At 67.6% G+C, this 24,345-nt stretch carries 21 protein-coding genes; 2 read left to right on the forward strand and 19 right to left on the reverse strand.

Annotation, left to right across the window (positions count from 1 at the left end; translation table 11 throughout):
* Positions 1-56: 56 nt before the first annotated feature.
* From ACWTPI_RS12100 to ndk, 14 genes are all read right to left on the reverse strand, one after another.
* A complete protein-coding gene (locus tag ACWTPI_RS12100) occupies positions 57-1,220 on the reverse strand; it encodes an ATP phosphoribosyltransferase regulatory subunit (protein ID WP_454731757.1) in 1,164 nt (387 codons plus the stop codon).
* Between the two features lie 241 nt (positions 1,221-1,461).
* Positions 1,462-2,370, reverse strand: coding sequence for a protease modulator HflC (hflC, locus tag ACWTPI_RS12105; protein ID WP_454731758.1), 909 nt, complete (start codon positions 2,368-2,370; stop codon positions 1,462-1,464).
* 11 nt (positions 2,371-2,381) lie between these two features.
* Positions 2,382-3,740, reverse strand: coding sequence for an FtsH protease activity modulator HflK (gene hflK, locus ACWTPI_RS12110; RefSeq protein WP_059413421.1), 1,359 nt, complete (start codon positions 3,738-3,740; stop codon positions 2,382-2,384).
* A gap of 104 nt (positions 3,741-3,844) precedes the next feature.
* Entirely contained in the window at positions 3,845-5,137 is a 1,293-nt protein-coding gene (hflX, locus tag ACWTPI_RS12115; protein WP_454731759.1) for a GTPase HflX, read from the reverse strand.
* A 301-nt stretch (positions 5,138-5,438) separates the two neighbouring features.
* Entirely contained in the window at positions 5,439-5,678 is a 240-nt protein-coding gene (gene hfq, locus ACWTPI_RS12120) for an RNA chaperone Hfq (RefSeq protein ID WP_017229727.1), read from the reverse strand.
* A 209-nt stretch (positions 5,679-5,887) separates the two neighbouring features.
* Positions 5,888-7,231, reverse strand: a complete 1,344-nt coding sequence (der, locus tag ACWTPI_RS12125) for a ribosome biogenesis GTPase Der (protein WP_029044100.1) — start codon at positions 7,229-7,231, stop codon at positions 5,888-5,890.
* A 224-nt stretch (positions 7,232-7,455) separates the two neighbouring features.
* On the reverse strand, positions 7,456-8,634 hold the full coding sequence (gene bamB, locus ACWTPI_RS12130) for an outer membrane protein assembly factor BamB (RefSeq protein ID WP_020205289.1): 1,179 nt from the start codon (positions 8,632-8,634) through the stop codon (positions 7,456-7,458).
* A 97-nt stretch (positions 8,635-8,731) separates the two neighbouring features.
* A complete protein-coding gene (locus ACWTPI_RS12135; RefSeq protein WP_020205288.1) occupies positions 8,732-9,364 on the reverse strand; it encodes a YfgM family protein in 633 nt (210 codons plus the stop codon).
* A 74-nt stretch (positions 9,365-9,438) separates the two neighbouring features.
* On the reverse strand, positions 9,439-10,725 hold the full coding sequence (hisS, locus tag ACWTPI_RS12140) for a histidine--tRNA ligase (protein WP_454732474.1): 1,287 nt from the start codon (positions 10,723-10,725) through the stop codon (positions 9,439-9,441).
* A gap of 151 nt (positions 10,726-10,876) precedes the next feature.
* Positions 10,877-12,169, reverse strand: a complete 1,293-nt coding sequence (gene ispG, locus ACWTPI_RS12145; RefSeq protein WP_059413355.1) for a flavodoxin-dependent (E)-4-hydroxy-3-methylbut-2-enyl-diphosphate synthase — start codon at positions 12,167-12,169, stop codon at positions 10,877-10,879.
* A gap of 61 nt (positions 12,170-12,230) precedes the next feature.
* The gene (locus tag ACWTPI_RS12150; RefSeq protein ID WP_454731760.1) at positions 12,231-13,250 is read right to left on the reverse strand and encodes a helix-turn-helix domain-containing protein; all 1,020 of its coding nucleotides are present in this window, start codon (positions 13,248-13,250) and stop codon (positions 12,231-12,233) included.
* A complete protein-coding gene (pilW, locus tag ACWTPI_RS12155) occupies positions 13,243-14,022 on the reverse strand; it encodes a type IV pilus biogenesis/stability protein PilW (protein ID WP_029044098.1) in 780 nt (259 codons plus the stop codon). Before pilW ends, ACWTPI_RS12150 begins: the two co-directional genes overlap by 8 nt.
* Entirely contained in the window at positions 14,019-15,188 is a 1,170-nt protein-coding gene (gene rlmN / locus ACWTPI_RS12160) for a 23S rRNA (adenine(2503)-C(2))-methyltransferase RlmN (RefSeq protein ID WP_020205283.1), read from the reverse strand. The genes pilW and rlmN overlap by 4 nt, the downstream gene beginning before the upstream one ends.
* Before the next feature lie 53 nt (positions 15,189-15,241).
* Positions 15,242-15,667 carry a nucleoside-diphosphate kinase gene (ndk, locus tag ACWTPI_RS12165; protein ID WP_020205282.1) on the reverse strand — a complete coding sequence of 142 codons (426 nt, stop codon included), beginning with the start codon at positions 15,665-15,667 and terminating at the stop codon, positions 15,242-15,244.
* A 352-nt stretch (positions 15,668-16,019) separates the two neighbouring features.
* On the opposite strand from ndk, the gene ACWTPI_RS12170 reads away from it, so the two are divergent.
* The gene (locus ACWTPI_RS12170) at positions 16,020-16,721 is read left to right on the forward strand and encodes a Bax inhibitor-1/YccA family protein (RefSeq protein WP_059413352.1); all 702 of its coding nucleotides are present in this window, start codon (positions 16,020-16,022) and stop codon (positions 16,719-16,721) included.
* Between the two features lie 168 nt (positions 16,722-16,889).
* On the opposite strand, the gene ACWTPI_RS12175 is transcribed toward ACWTPI_RS12170, so the two are convergent.
* Positions 16,890-18,058, reverse strand: a protein-coding gene (locus ACWTPI_RS12175; protein ID WP_454732439.1) for an IS3 family transposase whose coding sequence is annotated in 2 segments (ribosomal slippage) — positions 16,890-17,800 and positions 17,800-18,058 — 1,170 coding nt in all. Because the reading frame shifts where the segments join, the coding sequence is not laid out codon by codon here.
* 791 nt (positions 18,059-18,849) lie between these two features.
* On the reverse strand, positions 18,850-20,178 hold the full coding sequence (rlmD, locus tag ACWTPI_RS12180; protein WP_454732475.1) for a 23S rRNA (uracil(1939)-C(5))-methyltransferase RlmD: 1,329 nt from the start codon (positions 20,176-20,178) through the stop codon (positions 18,850-18,852).
* Between the two features lie 317 nt (positions 20,179-20,495).
* On the opposite strand from rlmD, the gene ACWTPI_RS12185 reads away from it, so the two are divergent.
* Positions 20,496-21,365, forward strand: a complete 870-nt coding sequence (locus ACWTPI_RS12185) for an endonuclease/exonuclease/phosphatase family protein (protein ID WP_454731761.1) — start codon at positions 20,496-20,498, stop codon at positions 21,363-21,365.
* Positions 21,366-21,459: 94 nt separating this feature from the next.
* On the opposite strand, the gene ACWTPI_RS12190 is transcribed toward ACWTPI_RS12185, so the two are convergent.
* The 3 genes from ACWTPI_RS12190 to ACWTPI_RS12200 are packed head-to-tail and all read right to left on the reverse strand — an operon-like array spanning position 21,460 to position 24,341.
* Positions 21,460-22,308, reverse strand: coding sequence for a 3'-5' exonuclease (locus ACWTPI_RS12190; protein WP_029044439.1), 849 nt, complete (start codon positions 22,306-22,308; stop codon positions 21,460-21,462).
* Positions 22,305-23,471 carry an RNA polymerase sigma factor RpoS gene (rpoS, locus tag ACWTPI_RS12195; protein WP_059413350.1) on the reverse strand — a complete coding sequence of 389 codons (1,167 nt, stop codon included), beginning with the start codon at positions 23,469-23,471 and terminating at the stop codon, positions 22,305-22,307. The genes ACWTPI_RS12190 and rpoS overlap by 4 nt, the downstream gene beginning before the upstream one ends.
* A 6-nt stretch (positions 23,472-23,477) precedes the next feature.
* A complete protein-coding gene (locus ACWTPI_RS12200) occupies positions 23,478-24,341 on the reverse strand; it encodes a peptidoglycan DD-metalloendopeptidase family protein (RefSeq protein ID WP_454731762.1) in 864 nt (287 codons plus the stop codon).
* Positions 24,342-24,345: the final 4 nt, after the last annotated feature.

Genomic DNA, 24,345 nt, shown 5'->3' on the forward strand with positions numbered 1-24,345 from the left:
GGCAGGCGCCGCGGCACTGCCGGCCCATGCGCGCGAGCCGCGCGAAAAAAGGGCGCCTACGCCCCGGCGCCGCGCGGCACCACCACCCAGCCGCCCTCCTGGCGCACCAGTTGGCGGTCGCAGTTGAATTCGTCGAGCTGGTGCGTGTGGCCCGGCAGCGACTGGATCACGATCTCGCCGTCGGCGCGCAGCGCGGCGATCGCGGCGCGCAGCTCGGGATCCGCATCCCACGGCGCGAAGATGGCGAAAGCCCGCACTTCCAGCGGCGACAGCGCGGCAACCTCGCGCAGATCGAGCGAGAAGCCGGTGGCCGGCCGCGCGCGGCCGAAGGCTTCGCCGACCTTGTCGTAGCGCCCGCCGCGGGCCACGTAGTTGGGCAGGCCGGCGACGTAGGCGGTAAACATCACGCCGCTGTGGTAGTGGTAGCCGCGCAGGTCGGACAGGTCGATGTTGACGCTCGCCCCGCTCACCGCGGCCGCCAGCGCGGCCAGCTCGTCGAGCGCGCGCGCGATGGCCGGGCTGGCCGGCAGCGTGGCGCGGGCGCGCTCCAGCACGTCCACCCCGCCGTACAGCGTGGGCAGCGCCAGCAGCGCCTCGCGCTCGGCCTGCGGCATGCCTTCGGTCAGCTCGCGCAGCGCCGGCACGTCCTTGGTCTCGAGCGCGGCGAACAGCGCGTCCTCGATCTTGCGGCTCGACGGCAGGCCGTCGAGCAGCGCCTCCAGGATGCCCGCGTGGCACAGGTCCAGGCGCACGTCGGTCAGCCCCGCGACCTGCAGCGCGGCCAGCATCAGCGACTGGATCTCGACGTCGGCCTCGAGGCCGGCATGGCCGTAGATCTCGGCGCCGACCTGGATCGGCTCGCGCGTGGCGCGAAATCCCGCCGGGCGCGCGTGCAGCACGTTGCCGGCGTAGCACAGGCGGGTCACGCCGGAGCGGTTGAGCAGGTGCGCGTCGATGCGGGCGACCTGGGGCGTGATGTCGGCGCGCAGGCCCAGCGTGCGGCCGGAGAGCTGGTCGACCAGCTTGAGCGTGCGCAGGTCGAGGTCGTGGCCGGTGCCGGTCAGCAGGGACTCGAGGTATTCCAGCATCGGCGGCATGACGAGCTCGTAGCCGTAGGTGCGGAACAGGTCCAGCATGCGGCGGCGCAGTTCTTCGATCTTGCGGGCCTCCGACGGCAGCACGTCGGCGATGTTTTCAGGCAGAAGCCAGTGGTTGGACATGGTAAATCTCTTCACGTCGGTTGCCGGGCATCCGCGGGATGCCCGTTGAATTGGGTTCGCGCCGGCGGCGGGCGGACCGGCAGCACCGCGCCGCCGTCACCCGGCGCGCCCGCCGTGCGGCGGCCGAGGCGCCCGGCCGGCGCGCGCATCGCGCCGCCCCAGCCGGACAAAACCCCGGCAAGCCGGGGTTTTGTCCTGGCGCCCGGCGGCCGTGGCCGCCGGGCGTGGCGCTTGGTGGCGCTCAGCGGCGTCCCGCCGCGGCCGCCGGCGCCGGGGCCGGCGCGCCGTTCGGCGAGCGCATGTAGCGGAAGAAGTCCGAGTTGGGCTCCAGCACCAGCACGTCGCGCTTGTCGCGGAAGGTATTGCGGTAGGCCTCCATGCTGCGCCAGAACTGCGCGAACTGCGGATCGCGGCCGAACGCGTCGGCGTAGATCTGCGAAGCCTGGGCATCGCCGTCGCCCTTGATCTTCTGCGCGTCGCGGTAGGCCTCGGCCAGCACCACCTCGCGCTGGCGGTCGGCGTCGGCGCGGATCTTCTCGCCCTCGGCCGCGCCGGTGGAGCGCAGCTCGTTGGCCACGCGCTTGCGCTCGGCCTCCATGCGGCGGTACACCGATTCGCTGATCGCGGGCAGCAGGTCCACGCGCTTGAGGCGCACGTCGATGATCTCCACGCCGACCGACTGCGCGTAGTCGGCCATCGCCGAGCGGATGTTCTGCATGACCTTGTCGCGCTCGCCGGCGACCACGTCGGCCACCGTGCGCTTGCCGAATTCCTCGCGGGCGACGGAATCGATGCGCTGGGTCATGCGGTCCTGCGCGCTGCGGATGTTGCCGTTGAAGGCGACGAAGAACTTGCGCGGATCGGTGATGCGCCACTTGACGAACCAGTCCACCACCATGCTCTTCTTCTCGGCGGTCAGGAAGCGCTCGGACGCGGCCACGTCGATGGTCAGCAGGCGGCGGTCCATGAAGACCACGTTCTGCAGCGGCGGCGGCAGCTTGAAGTGCAGGCCGGGCTCGCGCACCACCTGCTTGATCTCGCCGAAGGCGAACACCACCGCGTACTGGCGCTGGTCCACCACGTACACCATCGAGGAGCCAATCGCCAGCACGATGAAGAGGCCGATGACAATCGAAATCAGTCGGTTCATGTCAGGGCTCCTCAGCGCGAATCGCGGTCACGGTTGCGCAGCAGCTCGCGCGACCGGTTGTCGCCGCTGGCGTCGGGCGCCGGCGCGGGAGCGCTGCCGGCGGCGGGCGCCTGCGCGGCGCCGGCGGCCGGCGTGCCGGACTGCGCCTGCGACATCAGCTTATCCAGCGGCAGGTAGAGGAGATTGTTGCCCTGGCGCGAGTCCACCAGCACCTTGGTCGAATTCGTATAGATCTGCTGCATGGTTTCAATGTAGAGGCGGTCGCGCGTGACCTGCGGCGCCTTGGCATATTGCGCCTGGACCTGCTGGAAGCGCGCGGCGTCGCCCTCGGCCTGGTTGACCACGCGCGACTTGTAGGCCAGCGCCTCCTCGTTCAGGCGCGCGGCGGTGCCCTTGGCGCGCGGGATCACGTCGTTGGCGTAGGCCTGGCCTTCGCTGATGGCGCGCTCGCGGTCCTGGCTGGCCTTGTTGACGTCGTCGAAGGCGGCCTGCACCTGTTCGGGCGGCTGCACGCTCTGCACGTTGACCGAGATCACGCGGATGCCGGTCTTGTAGGCCGAGAGGATGGACTGGATCGACTTGGCGAGGTTCTGCGCGATCTGCTCGCGGTTCTCGTACAGCACTGCATCCATCTTGTTGCGGCCGACGATCTCGCGCACCGAAGTCTCGGCGGCCTGCGTCACCAGCTCTTCGTCGCCGCCGCGGTCGGTCTTGTTGTAGAACAGGAATTCCTGGGCGTCCTGGATGTCGTACTGCACCGTGAAGCGGACGTCGATGATGTTCTCGTCCTGCGTCAGCATCGACGCGTCCTTCAGGTTGCTGTCCTTGATCGAGGTCGAGCGGCCCACTTCCACCGAGCGCACGCTCGACAGGTTGACGATCTCGGCCGACTGGATCGGGTACGGCAGGCGCCAGTTGATGCCGGGGCCGGTGGTGTACTTGAACTTGCCGAACTGCAGGATCACCGCGGTCTGGCCTTCCTGCACCATGAAGAAGCCGCTGGCCAGCCAGATGCCGATGGCGGCGATCACCACCACGCCGGCGCCCACGCCCGAGCCCTTGCCCGGCGTGCGCGCGCCGCCGCCAAAACCCTGGTTGCCGCCGCCACCGTTGTCCTTGCGGCCGAGCAGGCCGTTCAGGCGGCGGTTGAAGTCGCGCCACAGCTCGTCCAGGTCGGGCGGGCCGTCCTGGGGCGGCCGCTGCTGCTGCTGGCGGTTGTTGTCCTTGTCCTTATCCTTGTCTTCATCATCGCCCCGACCCCAACGTGGATCGTTCAACGACAGGATCGCGCGCAAACGCTGCCACGCCGACCGCGACGGGGCGCCGCCGAAGGCATGACTCGATTCAGGATTCCGGGGAAACTGGGGCATGAAGTGCACGGGTCCGGGATAGTTGGAACAGAGGGATTCTAACAGTCATCGACGCCACATTTGCCTATTTGGGGCAATCTGGCACCGATTTCCGCCGAACCGGCTTACAGCGTGTCGGGCTCTTCCGGAGCGGCGTCATCGCCGCCATCCTGGCCGCCATCCTGGCCATCGTCCCCGCCGACACCCCGTTCATCGTCCGTGGCGTCGTCGTGGGCATCGTCCACGCGACCGTGCCCGTCGGCGAAGCGCGGGTCGAGCGGCGCCGGCCCTGGCGGCCGCTCGGCCAGCCAGCGCGCCGCTTCCACCACCGCCTCGCGCAGCGCGTCCAGGCCGATGCCGTCGCGCGCGCTGACGAACACGCGCACCGGCACGCCTTCTTCGTTGCGCTCCACGCGCGGGCCCTGTTCCAGCAGCTCCGGCGCGGCGTCGATCTTGTTCATCACGACGATCTGCGGGATGTCGTCGGCATTGATTTCGGCCAGCACGCGGTTGACCTGCTCGACCTGCTCGTGGCGCACCGGGCTGGAGGCGTCCACCACGTGCAGCAGCAAATCGGCGTGCACGGTTTCCTCCAGCGTGGCGCGGAACGCGGCCACCAGTTGCGTGGGCAGGTCGCGGATGAAGCCGACCGTGTCGGACAGCACCACGTTGCCCAGGCCTTCCAGGTAGAGCCGGCGCGAGGTGGTGTCGAGCGTGGCGAACAGCTGGTCGGCGGCGTACGCGCGCGCCTTGGTCAGCGCGTTGAACAGCGTCGACTTGCCGGCGTTGGTATAGCCGACCAGCGAGATGCTCAGCGTGTCGTTGCGCGCCCGCGCGCGGCGCTGGGTGCTGTGCTGGCGCTGCAGCCGCGACAGGTCCGACTTCAGGCGCTTGGCGCGCTCGTCCAGCAGGCGGCGGTCGAGCTCGAGCTGACGCTCGCCCGGGCCGCCGCGCATGCCGATCCCGCCCTTCTGCCGCTCCAGGTGGCTCCATGCGCGGACCAGCCGCGAGGCCTGGTACTGGACCTGGGCCAGCTCGACCTGCACCTTGCCGACGTGGCTCTGCGCGCGCTGGCCGAAGATGTCCAGGATCAGGCCGGTGCGGTCGATCACGTGGCGCTTGAGGAAACGCTCGAGGTTGCGCTGCTGGGCCGGGCTCAGCGTGTGGTTGAACACCACCACGTCCGCGTCGAGCGCGTCGGCGGCCTCCTTGAGTTCCTCCGCCTTGCCCGAGCCGATGAACAGCGCCGGGTCCGGGCGCGAGCGCCGGCCGGTCAGCATGTGCACCGGCGTCGAGCCGGCGGTGGACGTCAGCAGCGCCAGCTCGCTCAGGCTTTCCTGGAAGTCGTGCTTGCCGAAATCGACGCCGACGAGGATGGCGCGGGAGGACTCGGAATTGGAGGTAGCTCTAGATTGCAAACGGGAGGATCGCGAAACGCGAAAAGGAAAACGATGGAAACCGGCCGGGGGCGTGGCGGGTGCCGCAAGGCAAGGGCCCTGTCCCGGTTGGCGCGCGGCGGCGGAGATGGTCCGCGGCGGCATGCACCAGGGTAAGGCATCGTCCGCGGCATAACCATATGCATGTCCGCGGTGCGACCGGATGGCCGGTGTCGTTGCTGGCGTCGCGCCGGGATTTCAGGCCCCGGCGCGGCACCGGTTCGCGGTGGCCTTGCCGCAATGGCGGCGGGCCAGCCGTGAACATGGGAATAACGGTAAAGGATCAGCCCTCGGCCGTATCGTCCACGCGGAAATTCACGGCGCGCGCGGGCACGACGGTGGAAATCGCATGCTTGTAAACCATCTGCGTCACGGTGTTGCGCAACAGGACGACGTACTGGTCGAACGACTCGATATTGCCTTGCAGCTTGATGCCATTGACGAGGTAGATTGAAACCGGCACGTGCTCTTTGCGCAGCGCGTTCAGGAACGGGTCTTGTAGCAATTGCCCTTTGTTGCTCATGGCACACTCCAAAATTATAGATTTAGTGATGGATGATGGGGACGTTCATCCCCGATTCAAGTCGAGCGGCGCAAACCGCGCCAAAAAAAGATCAAAAACGGTACCAAGCCAGCATCGTCTCGCGGGGAACCCCCCGCTACCGAGAATTTAGCCTCAGTTCCAAACGAACGCAAACGAAACTTGCCCGCCAGGCTGCCCCGCTGCCCGACTCAATCCTTCGAGTCCGCATACGGGTTTTTGTTCGTGCGAAATTCGATGCGCAGCGGCGTGCCCTTGAGCTTGAAGGCCGTGCGGAAGCGATTTTCGAGATAGCGCCGGTAGCTGTCCGCGATGCCCGACAATGAATTGCCGTGCACCACGATGATCGGCGGATTGGAGCCACCCTGGTGCGCGTAGCGCAGCTTGGGGCGGGTCGCGCCGACGCGGCGCGGCTGCTGGAACTCCACCGCTTCCTGCAGGATCCGCGTGAGCTGCGGCGTCGGCAGCTTGACCATCGCCGCGGCGTAGGCTTCGTCCACCGAGCGCAGCAGCGCGCCGATGCCGGTGCGCTCGCGCGCCGACACGAAGTGGAAGTTGGCGAAGTCGAGGAACTGCAGCTTGCGCTCGAGGTCATGCTTGATGCGGTCGCGCGCATGGCCGTCGAGGCCGTCCCACTTGTTCACGCCGACCACCAGCGCGCGGCCCGACTCCACGATGAAGCCGGCGATGTGCGCGTCCTGCTCGGAAACGTCCTGCTGGGCGTCGAGCAGCAGCACCACCACGTTGGCGTCGGCGATGGACTGCAGCGTCTTGACCACCGAGAATTTCTCGATCGCCTCGAACACCTTGCCGCGCTTGCGCAGGCCGGCGGTGTCGATCAGCGTGTAGGGCTTGCCGCCGCGCTCGAACTCCACGTAGATGGCGTCGCGCGTGGTGCCGGGCATGTCGAACGCGATCACGCGCTCCTCGCCGATCAGCGTGTTGACCAGCGTGGACTTGCCCACGTTGGGGCGGCCCACGATGGCGATCTTGACGCCGCGCTGCGCGTGCTCGTCTTCCTCGGCCAGCTCCGGGCGCTCCTTGACCGCCAGCTCCAGCGCCTCGTCGACCAGCTCGCGCACGCCGTCGCCGTGCGTGGAGGAGATGGCATAGGGGTCGCCCATGCCGAGCTCGTAGAACTCCGCCGCCACGGTGGTGTACTTCATGCCCTCGGCCTTGTTCACGGCCAGCATGACGCGGCGCCCGGTCTTGCGCAGGTAGTCCGCGATCACGCGGTCCTGCGGCGCCAGCCCGAGGCGGCCGTCGACGAGGAAGATCACCACGTCGGCCTCGACCACCGCCTGGCGGGTCTGCTTGGCCATCTCGGCGACGATGCCGTCCTTGGCCACCGGCTCGAAGCCGCCGGTGTCGATGGCGATGAACGGGCGCTCGCCGATGCGGCCCTCGCCGTAGTGGCGGTCGCGTGTGAGCCCCGGCAGGTCGGCGACGAGGGCGTCGCGCGAGCGGGTCATGCGGTTGAATAGCGTCGACTTGCCCACATTGGGACGGCCGACCAGAGCGATAACTGGTTTCATGCAATAAACGGAAATGGGGGCCGGCAGATGCCGCCCCCCAGGAACTCCGGAGTGATGTGGGTCCGACGGCCGGGCGCCGCGCGCCTGGCCACGTTTCCTGTCGGGCAACCGGGCTGGCCTTGCCACCCGGCCTCGTTCACCTGCACGATCCGCCGGATCATGCTACCGGATCGGCGCGGCCCGTGCCGACAGGTGCACGGGCGCGCCCTCATCGTCGCGGCGCCTCAGTCCGGCACGAAGCCGTAGAGGTTGCCGTCGCGCGTCTGCACCACCATCGACGCGCCCGCCACCACCGGCGCGGCGGTGATCTCGCTGCCGTCGGTCTTCAGGCGGGCCAGGAACTGGCCGTCCTCGCGCGAAAGAAAATGCACGTAGCCTTCATAGTCGCCCATCACCACCGAGCGGCCCAGCGCCAGCGGCGCGCCCAGGCGGCGGTACAGCAACTGGTCGTTCTTCCAGCGCTCGTTGCCGTTCTGGCGGTCGAACGCATGCACCACCGAGCGCTCGTCGCTGGCGTACAGCGAGGTGTCGTCCTGCGTCGGGCCGGTCGGCGACGAGAAATCCTTGCCCCACTGGGGCTGGCCGTTGGCCAGTTCCAGGCACGCCACGCGACCCTGGAAGGTGGTGGCGCAGACCTGGCGGCCGTTGACCGCCGGCTGGCCGGTGACGTCGTTCAGGCGCTCGATCTCGGAGACGCCCTTCGGGTAGGACACCGTGCTTTCCCAGCGCAGCACGCCGTTGCCCGGCGCCAGCACGCCGAGCTTGCCACCCGGGAAGCCCATCACGATGCCGTCGCCGGCGAACGTCATGCCCATCGCCGCGCGCAGGTTCAGCGGCGTCTGCGAGCGCTGGTAGATCCAGCGGCGCTCGCCGGTCTGCGCGTCCAGGCCCAGCACGCGGGTGTCGGTGGTGCGCACCACCACCAGGCCGTTGCCGACCAGCGGCGCGGACAGGACCTCGCCGTTGACCTGCTTCTTCCAGATCTGCTTGCCGCTGTTGTCGAAGGCGAACACGGCGCCCTTCTCGCCCGCCACCGCCGTCACCGAGCCGTCGCTGCCGGGGCCGCTGGTGAGGTCGATGTCGGTGCGGGCCTCCCACAGCGTGCGGCCGGTGGTGCCGTCGAAGGCCATCACCTTGCCACCGTTGGAGGACGCGTAGACCGTGCCGCCGGCCACGGCCGGCTGCAGCGTGTACGGGCCGCTCTTGCCGACGCTGGCGCGCCAGGCCTGGCGCACCGACAGGGTCTGGGTGATCGGCTTGAGATCGACCGGCGTGCGCTTGTCACTCTTGCTGAACAGCGAGCAGCCGCCAAGGGTGGCGGCACAAGCGGCGGCCACCACCAGGGCGCGGACGAAATTGCCGTGTTGCTGGTTCTTGGCCGTGCCGGGAAACGATGACGTCATGGGGTTCCGATCCTGAATTGGGTTGAAACGCAAAACCGCGGACCCGCCCGCCCCCGGGCGGCGGGTCCGCGCGCCGGCGCGCCGGAAAGCGCCGCCCTCAGGCGGTGCCCAGCGCGTCGAGCTTGAACTGGATGATCTGGCGCATGGCCGCGTCGTTGGCACTGAGCTTGTCGAGCGCCAGCCGGTACGCCGTGCGCGCGTCGGCACGCTTGTCCTGCGCGGCCAGCAGGTCGCCGCGGCGGTCGGCATACAAGGCCGCGAACGATGCCGGCGGCTCGTCCTTGAGCAGCGCCAGGCCCTGGTCGTAGGCCTTTTCGTCGAGCAGCACGCCGGCCAGGCGCACGCGCGCGAGGTGGGCGTATTCGCTGTCGCCGTGGTCGATCGCCCACTGCAGCTGGGTCTTGGCGCCGGCCAGGTCGCCCGCATCGTACAGCACCTTGGCCGCCATCAGCGCGGACATCGGGCCGTAGGCGGTCTTGCCGAACTTCTGCTCGAGGTCGCCGGCGGCGCGCTTGACGCGCTCCGCGTCGCGGCCTTCGGCGGCCTTGATGACCTGCTCGTACAGCAGCGCGGCCTCGCCCGACTGCTTGCGCTGCCAGTAATTCCAGCCGCTCCAGGCGGCAAAGGCCAGCAGGCCGGCGATCAGCACCCACGTCACGGCATTGCCGTACTGGCGCCACCAGGCCTTGAGGCTCTCAAGCTGTTCCTGTTCTTCTAGATCGTAAGCCATGTCGAGGGATCCACCCGCGTGTGTTGGTATGAGCGGGGCCGCGCCGCGGCCCCTGGTCGTGCTGTCCGGCGGCCCTATTCGCTCGCGCCCACCATCGCGTCGATGATGTGGTCGACCAGCGCCTGCGCCGGCACCGTGATCTGCGCGCCAGCGTCTCCCGGTCCGCCCTGCGCGCCCTGGCGCAGATCCTTGACCTGGGCCGTGCCGGCCGCCACTTCGTCGTCGCCAATGATAACGGCATAGGCCGCGCCGCTGGCATCGGCACGCTTCATCTGCGACTTGAAGCTGCCGCTCTTGCCGTCCGGCGTGGCGTGCAGCAGCACGTCGAGACCGGCGTCGCGCAGGCGCTCAGCGGCGATCATGGCCTGCTCGGCGGCCGCCTCGCCCTGGTGCACCAGGTAGACGTCGCAGCCCTCGGCCTCGGGCACCAGGCCTTCCTCGCGGATCAGCTCGATGATGCGCTCGATGCCCATCGCCCAGCCGCAGGCCGGCGCCGGCTTGCCGCCCATCTGCTCGATCAGCGGGTCGTAGCGCCCGCCGCCGGCGATGGTGCCCTGCGCGCCGAGCTTGTCGGTGATCCACTCGAACACGGTCAGGTTGTAATAGTCCAGCCCGCGCACCAGGCGCGGGTTGATCTTGAACGGGATGTTGTTGGCCTTGAGCAGGCGCTGCACGCCCTCGAAGTGGGCCAGCGACTCCTCGCCCAGGAAGTCGATCAGCTTGGGCGCGTTGGCCGCCATCTCCTGCAGCGCCGGGTTCTTGGTGTCCAGCACGCGCAGCGGGTTGGTGTAGAGGCGGCGCTTGCTGTCCTCGTCGAGGATGTCCTGGAAGCCTTCCAGGTACTTGATCAGCTCCTCGCGGTGGGCGGCGCGCTCATGCGCCTGGCCCAGCGAGTTCAGCTCCAGCCGCACCCCGACCAGGCCCAGGTCGTCCCACAGGCGCTGGCACATCAGGATGATCTCGGCGTCCACGTCCGGGCCGGCGAAGCCGAGCGCCTCGGCGCCCAGCTGGTGGAACTGGCGGTAGCGGCCGCGCTGCGGGCGCTCGTGGCGGAACATCGGGCCGGTGTACCACAGGCGCTTGGGGCCGTCGTACAGCAGGTTGTGCTCGATGGTGGCGCGCACCGCGGCGGCCGTGCCCTCGGGGCGCAGCGTGAGCTGCTCGCCGTTGAGCGAATCGGTGAAGGAATACATTTCCTTCTCGACGATGTCGGTCACTTCGCCGATGCCGCGCACGAACAGTTGCGTGTGCTCGACGATCGGCGTGCGGACCTGCTGGTAGCCGTAGGCGCGCAGCATGGCGCGCGCGGCGTTCTCGAAATGCTCCCACAGCGGCGCGTCGGCGGGCAGCATGTCGTTCATGCCCTTGACGCCCTGCAGGGCCTTGGCGGCCTTGGCCTTGTTATCGGCCTTGCTGTCGGCTTTGTTGTCAGCCCGGCCTTCGCCGGCCGCCGGATTCACGGGTTGATTCATCTTCTGTTGTCTTTCCCTGTGTCGCCCTGTCCGCAACGGATCAGGCCGCCACCTCATTGCCTGCGCGCCCGGCGTTGCTGCCATAGTGGGTGCGCACGTAGTCGTCGACGATCGCCTGGAACTCCTCGGCGATGCGCTCGCCGCGCAAGGTCTTGACCTTGACGCCGTCGACGAACACCGGCGCCGCCGGCGATTCGCCCGAGCCCGGCAGCGAGATGCCGATGTTGGCGTGCTTGCTTTCGCCCGGGCCGTTCACGATGCAGCCCATCACGGCCACGTCCATTTCTTCCACGCCGGGGTATTCGGTCTTCCACACCGGCATCTGCTCGCGCAGGTAGCCCTGGATGCTGGCCGCCAGTTCCTGGAACGTCGTGCTGGTGGTGCGCCCGCAACCCGGGCACGCGATCACCATCGGGGTGAAGTTGCGCAGGCCCATCGTCTGCAGGATTTCCTGCCCCACGTAGACTTCCTTCTCGCGCGGCGCGCCCGGTTCCGGCGTCAGCGAAATGCGGATGGTGTCGCCGATGCCTTCCTGCAGCAGCACCGACAGCGCCGCGGTGGAGGCGACGATGCCCTTGCTGCCCATGCCGGCCTCGGTCAGGCCCAGGTGCAGCGCGTAGTCGCAGCGCCTGGCCAGCTCGCGGTACACCGCGATCAGCTCCTGCACCTGCGAGACCTTGCACGACAGGATGATCTGGTCGCCCGACAGGCCGATCTCCTCGGCCTTCTTCGCCGACTCGATGGCCGAGGTGATCAGCGCCTCGACCATCACGTTCTGCGCCGGCCACGGCCGCGCGCGCTGCGCGTTCTCGTCCATGATGCGCGCCAGCAGCGACTGGTCCAGGCTGCCCCAGTTCACGCCGATGCGCACCGGCTTGCCGTAGCGGATGGCCATCTCGATCATCTGCGCGAACTGCGTGTCGCGCTTGGCGCCCTGCCCCACGTTGCCGGGATTGATGCGGTACTTCGACAGCGCCGCGGCGCACTCGGGATAGTCCTGCAGCAGCTTGTGGCCGTTGTAGTGGAAGTCGCCCACCAGCGGCACGTCGACGCCCATGCGGTCGAGCTGCTCGCGCACGGCGGGCACCGCGGCCGCGGCCTCGGGCGTGTTGACCGTGATGCGCACGATCTCGGAGCCGGCGCGCGCCAGCTCCTTGATCTGGATCGCGGTGCCGATGGCGTCCACCGTGTCGGTGTTGGTCATCGACTGCACGCGCACGGGCGCACCGCCGCCGATGGTGACCACGTTGTCGCCCCACACCACGCGCGCCTGGCGCGTCTTGCGGCGGGGTAGCGGGCCGGGCAGTACCGGCATGGAGTCCTGTTGATTCATAGCATTACCACCTTCATCTTGCCTGGCCCCGCGTCTTGCGCGAGGCCGGGAGAAACGGCATTCAGGGCAGCGTCAGGCGCGCCACGTTGTTACGGTTCGAGGCCGCCAGATCGACCGGCGTGCCGTTGCGGGTCAGCGATTCGACACCCTTCACGTTGCCGATCACGACCTTGTAGGGAGGCGTGCCGCCACCGCTCAGGTCCTCGCCGGCGCGCGCGGTGCCGCCGAGGATGACCTTGCCGCTGCGGTCGCGGATCTCGTACCAGGTCTCGGCGGCGAAGCGGATGCGCAGCTCGCCGCCGCCCGCGGCGGCCGGTGCCGCGGGTGCCACCGGTGCGACGGGCGCCGCGGCCACCGCCGGCGCCGGACTCGCGGCGACGGGCGCGGCAGGCGTCAGCGTCACCGGCGCTGCGGGCGCGGCGGGCGTCTCGGCAACCACCGGGCCGCTGGCCGGCAGCGCCTCGGACGGCGCGGGCGCGTCCGAGGCCGCCATCACCGGCGGCAGCGCCGCCGTGACGGTGCCGGGCTCGCCGCCCGGCTGCGCCGTGGCTTCCACGGCCGGCGGCGCGCTCAGGCCTTCCTTGCGCGCCTCGAGCCATTGCTTGAAATGATCCAGCCCGAACAGGGCGCCGCCGCCGATCAGGGCCACCACCAGGGCCAGCCAGATCCAGCGCCCGCCCGAGCTGCTGGAGCCGAAGCGGTTGCGGTCGTCGAAACTCTCGTTGAGGCCGCCTTCGCGGCGCATGCCGATTTCCACCACCGGCACCGCCTGCGCGTGGAAGCGCGCGAGCAGCGCGTCGATGTCGATATGGAGCATGCGGGCATAGGCGCGCATCACGCCCTTGGCGAAGGTTACGTCCGGCAGCGCGGCAACGTCGCCCTGCTCGATCGCGGCCAGCTTGTGCGCCGCCACCTTCAGCCGCGCGCTGACGTCTTCCAGCGAAAAACGCTGGTCCTTGCGCGCCTGCGCCAGGCGCTCGCCAATCTCGCGCGCCACCGCCTCGCGGCCGGCGTCGGCGGCCACGCCGCCCACGTGCCCGGTCGCCGCAGTCTGGCTTTCGGCGCGCTCTTGCTCACTCATCCCATGCTCCTTGTTCGTATGCGGTCAACTCACGCGAGTCGGGGAAACGGCTGCGCAACTGGCCCACCAGGGCATTCTGCGTCGCGGCGTCGCCCTGGCGGCGGGCAATGCGCGCGCCCAGCCAGAGGGATTGCGCGCTGACGAAACTGCTGTTGTTGACCCGCGCGGCGTACTCCTTCGCCCGCGCGTAGTCGCCGCGCTGGTAATAAAGCAGCGCGAGGTTGCTGTTCGCTTCCGGGTTGTTGCGGTCGTAGCGCAGCGCGCCGAACAGGCTCTTCTCCGCGGCTTCGCCGTCGCCGTTGCGCAACTGGCAGGCGCCCAGGCTGGTCAGCGGCTTGGCCGGGCCGCTCGCCGACGGCGCCGAGACCGCGCGCTCCAGGTAAGGCACCGCTTCCCGGTAACGGCCGTTCAGGCACAGGAACCAGCCGTAGTTGTTGAGCACGTCGCCGTCGTCGGGACGCATCGACAGCGCGCTGCGGAAGCTGTCCTCGGCCAGCGCGCGCTCGTTCATGTTCATGTAGACCAGCGCGCGGATATGGTACGCGTCGACCAGGGTCGGGTCGATGGCGATGGCCTGCTTGGCCTCGTCCAGCGCCACGCTGTACTGCCCCGCCGACAGGTAGCTGGTGGCCAGCTGCAGGCGGATGGTGGCGCGCCGCGTGCGATCGGTCTGGTCAGACGCGGTCTGCAGGTCCGGCTTCGCCGGGGGCGGTAGCTGGCAGGCGGACAGCATCACCAGCCCGGTCAGGACTGCGACTATCAGACGCGTCATGCAGGGCGAGCCTCCCGCGGCTGGCCGGCGCCCGGCGCGCTCGCCACCGGCGCGGCGACGATCGGCGTGATCTTGCCGAACTTGCCGCGCTCGGCCAGCCGGGTGCGGTCCTTGACCTCGCCGGCAAGCTGGCCGCAGGCCGCGTCGATGTCGTCGCCGCGCGTCTTGCGGATGGTGGTGACGATGCCGGCGTCCATCAGGACCTGGGCAAAGCGGCGGATCTGCTCGTTGTTCGAGCGCTTGAGACCCGATTCCGGGAACGGGTTGAACGGGATCAGGTTGAACTTGCATGGCACGTCGGCCACCAGCTTCAGCAGTTCCCGCGCATGCTCGACGCCGTCGTTGACGCCGTCCAGCATGCAGTATTCGAAGGTGATGAAATCGCGCGGCGCGAACTCGAGGTAGCGGCGGCAGGCCGCCATCAGTTCCGCCAGCGGGTACTTCTTGTTGAGCGGCACCAGCATGTCGCGCAGCGGATCGTTCGATGCGTGCAGCGATACCGCCAGTGCGACCGGCAGGTCTTTCGAGAGCCGGTCCATCATCGGCACCACGCCGGAGGTGGACAGCGTCACGCGCCGGCGCGACAGCCCGTAGGCGTTGTCGTCCAGCATCAGGCGCATGGCCGGGACCACCTGGTCGTAGTTCAGCAGCGGCTCGCCCATGCCCATCATCACCACGTTGGAGATGACGCGGTCGTCCTTGGGGCCGCGGCCGAGCTGGGTGCGCATGGCGAACTCGGCCATCCACAACTGGCCGATGATCTCGCCGGTGGTCAGGTTGCGCGAGAAACCCTGCTTGCCGGTCGAGCAGAAACGGCAGTTGACGGCGCAGCCGGCCTGCGAGGACACGCACAGCGTGCCGCGCGTCTCCTCGGGGATGTACACCGTCTCCACCGCGTCGCCGGCGCCGACGTCGAGCAGCCACTTGCGCGTGCCGTCGGCCGACAGGTGGTCGGTGATGACGGCCGGCGAGCGGATCTCGGCGCGCGTGGCGAGCTTTTCGCGCAGCGACTTGGCGAGATCCGACATGGCGTCGAAGCGGCTGGCGCCGAACTGGTGGATCCAGCGCTGCAACTGCCGCGCACGAAACGGCTTCTCGCCGAGCTCGCCGCAATAGGCGGTGAGCGCGTCCGCATCCAGATCGAGCAGGTTGACGAGAGGGTTCATGACGGCAGTATCGACTTCAGAAGCAGTCTAGTCTTGTGAAATAGACCAGACAATCAGCGGCTGTAAACGTTCATGCCGGGGAAGAAGAAGGCGATTTCGACGGCAGCCGTTTCCGCCGCGTCCGAGCCATGCACGGCGTTGGCGTCGATGCTGTCGGCGAAGTCGGCGCGGATGGTGCCCTTGTCGGCCTTCTTCGGGTCGGTGGCGCCCATCAGGTCACGGTTGGTCAGGATGGCGTTTTCGCCTTCCAGGGCCTGGATCATGACCGGGCCGGAAACCATGAAGTCCACCAGGTCCTTGAAGAACGGGCGGGCCTTGTGCACGGCGTAGAACTGCTCGGCTTCGCCGCGCGACAGGTGAACCATCTTGGCAGCCACGATCTTCAGGCCGGCGGCCTCGAAGCGAGCGTAGATCTGACCGATGACGTTCTTGGCCACGGCATCCGGCTTGATAATGGACAGGGTGCGTTCGATCGCCATAAAAACTCCGAAAAATGAAGGGGTTACAATTGGAATAAACGTGCAATTCTAGCACGAGACAGTTATGGTTTCGAGAACGACTCCGCTGCCGGCGCACTGCCCCCGGCCACCGGCGACGCCATCCGCTTCACGTGACCATCGCGCCACTTTATTTCTGTTCGGCGTGGAGGGAACGCCTGTCGCGGCCGATAATCGAATGAACGTTGGCCACGCGCGAGGCGAGATTACACCTTGATGACAAAGTGGCGATTACGTTTCACAAGCCCTTGCAATTCGCCCGGTGCGATGCCACATTGGCGTTGTGCCCGTCCGGGTCAGCCCGGCGCCTCACCGTTTTGAAACAGGAGTCACCATGGACAACAAGCTGAACACCTACAGTTTCGGCAGCGGCACCGCAACCAGCGACGTTGTGGTCCGCAATCGGGTAATGCGCAACACCTACTGGCTGCTCGCCATCTCGATGATCCCCACCGTGCTCGGCGCGTGGATCGGCGTGACCAGCGGCTTCAGCCTGATGCGGGGCAGCCCCGGCCTGTCGCTGATCCTGTTCCTGGGCATCGCGTTCGGCTTCTTCTTCGCCATCGAGAAGACCAAGAACAGCAGCATGGGCGTGGTCCTGCTGCTGGCCTTCACGTTCTTCATGGGCCTGATGCTGTCGCGCCTGATCGGCTCCGTGCTGCAGTTCTCCAACGGACCGGCGCTGATCATGTATGCCTTCGGCGGCACCGCGGCGGTATTCGGCGCGATGGCGACCGTCGCCACGGTCAGCAAGCGCGACTTCTCCGGCCTGAGCAAATTCCTGTTCGTCGGCGTGATCCTGCTGATCCTGGCCAGCGTCGCCAACATCTGGCTGCAACTGCCGTCGCTGATGATCACCGTGTCGGTGATCGCCATCGGCATCTTCTCGGCCTACATCCTGTTCGACGTGCAGCGCGTGCTGAATGGCGGCGAGACGAACTACATCACGGCCACGCTGGCGATTTACCTGGATGTGTATAACGTGTTTGCCAACCTGTTGGCGCTGTTGGGGATCTTTGGCGGCAATCGCGATTGAGGTGGGCGGCCGGGCCGCCCTGTCCCTCCTTTACCGAAACGAAAAAGCCAGCGCAATCCGTGCTGGCTTTTTCTTTTCTTAACGGCTTAACGTCGAAGTCAACGGCTGAATGTCAACTGCTGAACGTCAAAGTCAAAGGCTTTCGCTCCCCCGGAGCGACTGTGGTGGTCAAGTAATCTTGGACACTTTTCTGGCCACTTCTATCTTTAAATTCTCGTACTCGGCAGGCGGCATGTTCATCGCGGCCGAGTGCAATCTCTGTTGGTTGTAGAAGAACAGCACGTAGTTCGTGATGTCCGCCTGTGCCTCCGCGCGGTCGCAGTAGATCCGGTCGCGGATGCGCTCGCCCTTCAGGCTGCAGAAGAAACGCTCGACGACCGCGTTGTCCCAGCAGTTGCCCGCCCGACTCATGCTCGGTGTGATCCCTTCTTCGCGCAACAATTCCTGGAACGCATGGCTGGCATACGGGCTGCCCTGATCCGAGTGAAACATCAGGCCCTCGGCCGGCTGCCGGCTCGACAGCGCGATTCTCAGTGCCCTCACCACTAGCCGCGTGTCGGCCGAATTCGAGTAAGCCCAACCCACCACCCGCCGCGAGAATAGGTCCATCACCACGGCCAGGTACAGCCAGCCTTGCTGCGTCCAGATGAAGGTCACATCTCCAGCCCACACCCGGTTCGGTTGCGCGACGACAAACTGCCGGTTCAATCGGTTCGGCGCTATGGCCGAGGACTTCCCGCCCTTCGAGTAATAATGCTTGCGAGCCTTCCGGACCGCGACCTGGGCTTCCCGCATCAATCCTCTGGCTCGATGGCGTCCGACAGCATGGCCTCGTCTGCGCAGCTCCTGCGACATGCGGCGGCTGCCGTAGCTTTGCCCACTCGTCTCATGAATCGCCTGGACCTGACCCATCAGCGCCTCACGTTGGGCACGCGGCTTGGCTTGCCGGGCCTTCCACGCGTAGTAGGTGCTGCGCGGCATGCCCAGGGTCTCGCACACCACCGCCACCGGCCAGACCTTCTCCGCCTGTTCGATCACTTCGTATTGCGATCGAGTTCCTTGACGAAGAAGGCCGTGGACTTTTTTAGGATGTCGCGCTCACGCTCCAGCCGGGCCACTTGCCGCTCCAGATCCCGGATGCGGCGCTGGTCGGGCGTCAAGCCCGTCGGGTCACTTGTGGTCGGTACCGGCTTCGCCTGGCGATTGCCAATCCAACGACGAAGCGCTGTCTCACCAATGTCCAGTGCCTTGGCGGCATTGGTCACTGAATATCCCTGCTCTAGCACCAAGTTCACTGCGTCGGCCTTGAACTCGTCGGAGAAATCTCTGCGTCCCATCATCACCTCTCTAGTTGACCGGAAGTCTACCTTTTGAAGTGTCCAGGATCATTAGACCACCACAGACCTACTTTCTTTTCCCCGAAAAGAAAGTAGGCAAAGAAAGCGGGCTGCCTGGCCGGCAGGGGCAGAAACGTTGGGATTTCTCTTGTTGGTGGTTTCGTGGTGGGGCCTGTGGTTCTGCTGGCATCCTGCCGTTACCGGTTCGGCTGGTCACGATCTGGCTGGCGGTATGGGTTTCGGGGTCAGACCTATGATGGCGGGCACACTGCTGGTTCGGCCATCTGCCGTTACCGGTTTTGGCGGTCACGGCGTAGCACCGGCACTGGTTTCGTGGTGGGCGTGGTGGACCCCGCGCGGGTGTGCGGGGTTGCTGGAACCGGATTGCCTCTCAAGTCAAAACCGTTTGGCAGTGAGATCGAATGGGGGCCACCACGCCCACCACGAAACCAGCACCGCCCCTACGACGATCCCCTCCGCCCCGGTCGCGGCAGCAGCCTGAAGGGCCTGGACCAACGCCATCATGCAGCGCCACCACGAATCCAACGCCCCCCGAGAGAGCGTGGCCACCAAAACCGGTACCGGCAGAATCCCAGCAGAACCACCGCCCCCACCACGAAACCACCAACCCAAGAAACCCTGTTCGGCTCGGCCCCTGCCGGCAAGGCAGTCCGCTTTCTTGGCCTACTTTCTTTTCGGACAAAAGAAAGTAGGTCGCTCCGGAGGAGCGAAAGCCTTTGACTTTGAAGTTGATTGTAGGCAGTTGACTTTGAAGTCAAGCCCCTTACCTCTTACCCCCGATCAAACACCGCAATAGACTCCACATGCGAAGTGTGCGGAAACATATTAACCACCCCCGCCCCCGACAACCGATAACCCGCCTCATGCACCAGCAGCCCCGCATCCCGCGCCAGCGTCGCCGGACTGCATGACACATAGACGATCCGCCGGGGCAGCACATCGCTGCCAGCCTGGGCCAGCTCGCCGAGCGCCTTGCACACCGCCAGCGCACCCTCGCGCGGCGGGTCGACCAGCCAGCGGTCGAAGCGGCCCAGCGCGGCGATGTCCTCGGCGCCGACCTCGAACAGGTTGCGGCAGGCGAACTCGGTCTTGTGGTCGAGCCCGTTGCGGGCGGCATTGGCCAGCGCCCGCGAGGTCAGCAGTTCGCTGCCTTCGATGCCCATCACCGAGCGGCCGCGCGTGGCCAGCGGCAGCGTGAAGTTGCCGATGCCGCAGAACAGGTCGAGCAGGCGGTCTTCCGGGCGGGCGTCCAGCAGGCGCAGCGCGCGGCCGATCAGCACGCGGTTGATCTGGTGGTTGACCTGGGTGAAGTCGGTCGGCTTGAACGGCATGCGGATGCCGAACTCCGGCAGCGTGTAGGCCAGCTCGCGGTCCAGCGGGTAGAACGGCGCCACCGTGTCCGGGCCCTTGGGCTGCAGCCAGAACTGCACGCCGTGCCGGTCGGCGAAGGCGCGCAGCAGGTCTTCGTCCGCGGCGGTGAGCGGCTCCAGGATGCGCAGCACCAGCACGGTCACGTCCTGGCCCACGGCCAGCTCGATCTGCGGCAGGCGGTCGCGGATCGACAGCCCCGTCACCAGCTCGCGCAGCGGCACCAGCATGGCCGAGACATGCGGCGGCAGCACTTCGCAGCGCGTCATGTCGGCGACGAAGCTGCTCTTGCGCTCGTGGAAGCCCACCAGCACCCCGCCCTTCTTGGCCACGTAGCGCACCGTGAGGCGGGCGCGGTAGCGGTAGCCCCAATCAGGGCCGGCGATCGGGCGGAACACCACGTCCGGGCGCAGCTTGGACAGGTGCCAGAGATCGTCCTCGAGCACGCGCTGCTTGATCGCCAGTTGCGCGCGCGAGTCCAGATGCTGCATCGAGCAGCCGCCGCACACGCCGAAATGCTGGCAGCCGGGCTTCACGCGCATCGGCGTGGCGTGCTTGATCTCGACCAGCGATGCCTGCTCGAAGCTGGCCTTGCGCTTGAAGCTGCGGTAGCTGACGGCCTCGCCGGGCAGCGCGCCCTCGACGAAGATGACCTTGCCGGGCGTGCCGTCCTCGTTGAGCAGCCGGCCGACGCCGCGCGCCTCCATGTCGAGGCTGTGGATCTGCACCACCGGCAGCGCGGCGTCCGGGGAAGCCGGAGGCGCGGAAGCAGGAACAAAAGCGGGAACGGAAGCGGGAACGGAAGCCGGCGATGCGGCTTGCACGCCATTTCCTGGCGCCGGTTGGGCTTGTGGTCGAGTCACGGCTTGGGACACCTGGGGAACTGTCATATTGTTTTGCGAAAGCGCGATTGTAGTCCAGACGCGGCCGCGGCCGGCCGCGATGGCGGCGCCCGGCCGGCCTGAAACCAGCACGGGACAAGCGCTGCCGATTGGCGCAACATGGATGCTGCGCGCAAACCCGGGCCGGCAGCCGAGCAGGAGACGACATGGAACTGATCTCGTGGAACATCCAGTGGGGCCGCGGCGCCGACGGGCGCGTCGACCTCGCCCGCGCCGTGCGGACCCTGCGCGCCATCGCCGACGCCGACGTGCTGTGCCTGCAGGAGGTGACGCGCGGCTACGCCGAACTCGCGGGCGGCCCCGGCGCCGACCAGGTGGCGGAGCTCACGGCCCTGCTGCCCGGCTACCGCATCCTCTACGCGCCCGGCGTGGACCGGCTGGACGCCGACGGCTCGCCACGCCAGTTCGGCAACCTGATCGCCACCCGGCTGCCGGTGCGCGAGGTGTTCCGCCATACCCTGCCCTGGCCCGCCGACCCGACCGTGCCGTCGATGCCGCGCGTGGCGCTGGAAGCCACCGTGGTGGCCGGCGAGCGCCACCTGCGCGTGATCTGCACCCACCTCGAGTATTACTCCACGCACCAGCGCGCGGCGCAGGCCGACGCGCTGCGCGTCTGGCACCGCGAGGCATGCGAGCATGCCAGCCAGCCGGGCCGGCGCGAGCACAAGCCCGGCCCGTTCACGCCCGAGCCGCGCCCGGTCTCGGCCGTGCTGTGCGGCGACTTCAACAGCGCGCCCGACGACATCGCCTACCTGCGCATGCTGGCCCCCTACGACAGCCCGCACGAGCCCGCCACCGTGGCGTGGCACGACGCCTGGATGCGCGCCCACCCGGGCCAGCCGCACGCGCCCACCTGCGCGCTGCACGACAAGGAACAATGGCCGCAGCCGCCGTTCGCCTGCGACTTCGTCTTCCTCACCGAAGACCTGCTGCCGCAACTGCTGTGCTGCGAGGTGGACGGCGAAACGCAGGCCTCCGACCACCAGCCCATCTACCTGTCGCTCGCGGACGAATAGCCGGCGGCCGTGGCCGCATGGCAAACGCCCCGGCGCGGCATGGCCGGACCGGGGCGCGACAGGACAGCCGGCAGAACCGGCCATCGCGGCGGGGTCAGATCTCGGGTTCTTCCTCGTCATCGCCGCCGGCGTACACCGGCTTGATGCGGAACGCGCGCAGGTAGTCCATCCACTGCGCGCCGGGCAGTTCGGCCAGCGACTGCTGCACGAACTCGACCTCGGTATCGAACTGCCGCGGCGTGAGGCCGCCGCGCATCAGCTGGAAGCGGCAGTACACCAGGTAGGTGTTGACGACGTCGGTCTCGCAGTAGTCGCGGATCGCGCCCAGCTGGCCGTCCTGGTAGGCCTGCCAGACCTTGCTGCCGTCCATGCCCATCTTGCCGGGAAAGCCGCACAGCTTGGCGAGATCGTCGAGCGGCGCGCTGGCGCGCGGCTGGTACATCGCCAGCAGGTCCATCAGGTCCAGGTGCCGCATGTGGTAGCGGCTGATGTAGTTGTTCCACTTGAATTCGCGGCTGTCGGACTCGCTGCCCTCGCCCATCTCCCAGTAGCGCGGCGCCACGATGCCGTGGACCAGCCCGCGGTAATGCAGCACCGGCAGGTCGAAGCCGCCGCCGTTCCACGACACCATCTGCGGCGAGTAGCGCGCCACGAGGTCGTAGAACTTCTGGATCAGCACGGCCTCGCCGTCTTCCGGCGTGCCGAGCGAGCCGACGTGGAACACCGGGCTGCCGTCGCGCTGGTTGCGCCGCAGGACGCACGAGATCGCGGCGACGCGCTGCAGGTAGTGGGGCAGGAAATCGCTGCCGTTCTTCTCGCGCCGCGCCGCGAAGGCATGCTCCGCGACTTCGGCGTCGGTCATGGAATCGGGATGGTCGTGGAGACGACGCAAACCATCGACATCGGGAATCGTCTCGATGTCGAATACCAGCACAGGTGTCATAGAACGGCGTCCTTGCGCACGCCTTGGGAAGCGAAATGGCGCTTGAGCTTGACCAGCGCCTCTTGCTGGATCTGGCGCACGCGCTCGCGCGTCAGCCCCATTTCCTCGGCAAGTTCTTCCAGCGTGGCCGGCTCGATATGGTTGAGTCCGAAGCGGCGCTCGACGACGTAGCGGTGTTTCTCCGACAGCCGCGCGAGCCACTGCTTCATCAGGTTTTCCAGCTCGCGGTGCGCGACTTCCTGGTCGGGCGCGGCGTTATGCTCGTCCGAGAGGAAATCCAGCAGGCTGGAGCCGGGGTCGAGGTCGAACGGGGTGTCGAGCGAGGTGGTGTGCTCGTTGAGCGCGAGCACGTCCTGCACTTCGTCCGGGGTCTTGCCCAGCAGGTGGGCGATGTCTTCCAGGCTCGCGTCGCGCCCGTCCGTGCCGCCCTTCTCCAGATGGCGCTTGGCGCGCAGCACCTGGTTGAGCTCGCGGATGACATGGACCGGCAGGCGCACGGTGCGCGCCTGGTTCATGATGGCCCGCTCGATGCTCTGGCGGATCCACCACGTGGCGTAGGTCGAGAAACGGAAGCCGCGCGAGGGATCGAATTTCTCGATGGCGTGCATCAGCCCGAGATTGCCTTCCTCGATCAGGTCCAGCAGCGGCACGCCGCGGTTGAGGTAGCCCTTGGCGATGCTGACCACCAGCCGCAGGTTGCGCTCGATCATGACCTGGCGCGCGGAGAAGTCGCCGCCCTTGGCCAGCGTGGAGAAATGCAGCTCCTCGGGCGCGGACAGCAGCGGCTTGATGCTGATGCGGTTCAGATAGTGCTGGACGGTGTCGGCTGCCAGCTCGGTGTGCAGCACGGTGCGGAAGTCGTCGTGGTCGGGCGCGGCGGCCTCGCTCTCGCCCTCTTCCTCGTCGTCGGATTCCTCGTCCTCTTCGTCGCGGGCCTGGCGCTCGACTTCCTCGACCATCAGGTCGGCCTCGCGCAGGCCGGCGGTGCCGCCCGCCGTGATCGGCTCATCGGTCAGCGGCACCAGCTCGGCGGCCGGGTCCTGGTCGTAGGCATCGGCCTCGGCATCGGCCTGGGCCACGCCAGCGGTCTGCTGCATCTCCGGCTGCTTGGAACGCCGGGTCCGGCTGGTGCTTCCGGTTGAGACAGTTTTCTGGCGTGCCATGAATCCTCACTGTGGCGGCAGATACCGCATCGGATCGACTGGTTTCCCGTTCTTTCTTACCTCGAAATGCAGTTTCACACGATCGGTGTCACTGTTGCCCATCTCTGCAATCTTTTGCCCCTTGCGGACCGTTGCCTGCTCTGTGACCAGCACCTTGTCATTGTGGCCATACGCAGTGAGATATGTATCGTTGTGTTTGATGATGACAAGATTCCCGTAGCCGCGCAAGGGGCCAACGTGAATCACGCGGCCATCGTCCGCCGCCTGCACCGGATCGCCTTTCTTGCCGGCAATATCGATGCCCTTGTTGCCCTTTTCGTCGAAGTGGCCGATCAACTGGCCGGTCACCGGCCAGGCCAGCTTGATGCCGCTGTCGGCCGCCGCGGCCGAGGCCGGCGCCGCCGGCGCGGCGGTCGCGCCGGGCGCCGACGATGCCGAGGCCGCCGGCAGCGGCACGGGCACCGGACGCGCCTGGTCGATCGGCTGGCCCTGCACCGCGCCCGGCGTCACCGGCATGGTGGCCACGCCGGTGCCGGCGTTCACGTCCGCGCCCGGCGGCGCCACGCGCAACAATTGACCCACTTCGATCTGGTTCGGATTGGTGAGCTGGTTCCAGCCCGCCACGTCGCGATAGGATTGGCCGTTCTCGAGCGCGATTCGATAAAGCGTATCGCCTCGCTTGACGCGATAGTAGCCGGGCGGCGCCGGCTCCAGCGGCGCGACCCCGGCCACGCCGGCACCGGAAGTGCGGTCCACCACGGGAGCCGGCATCGGCGAAGAGGCGCAGGCCGCCAGCAGCGACAGCAGCAACGAGGCGGTGACAAGCTGCCCGGCGCGGGCGAAACGTTCCGTATTCACGATATTGTGCATAGTT

Source organism: Cupriavidus ulmosensis (assembly GCF_977008105.1).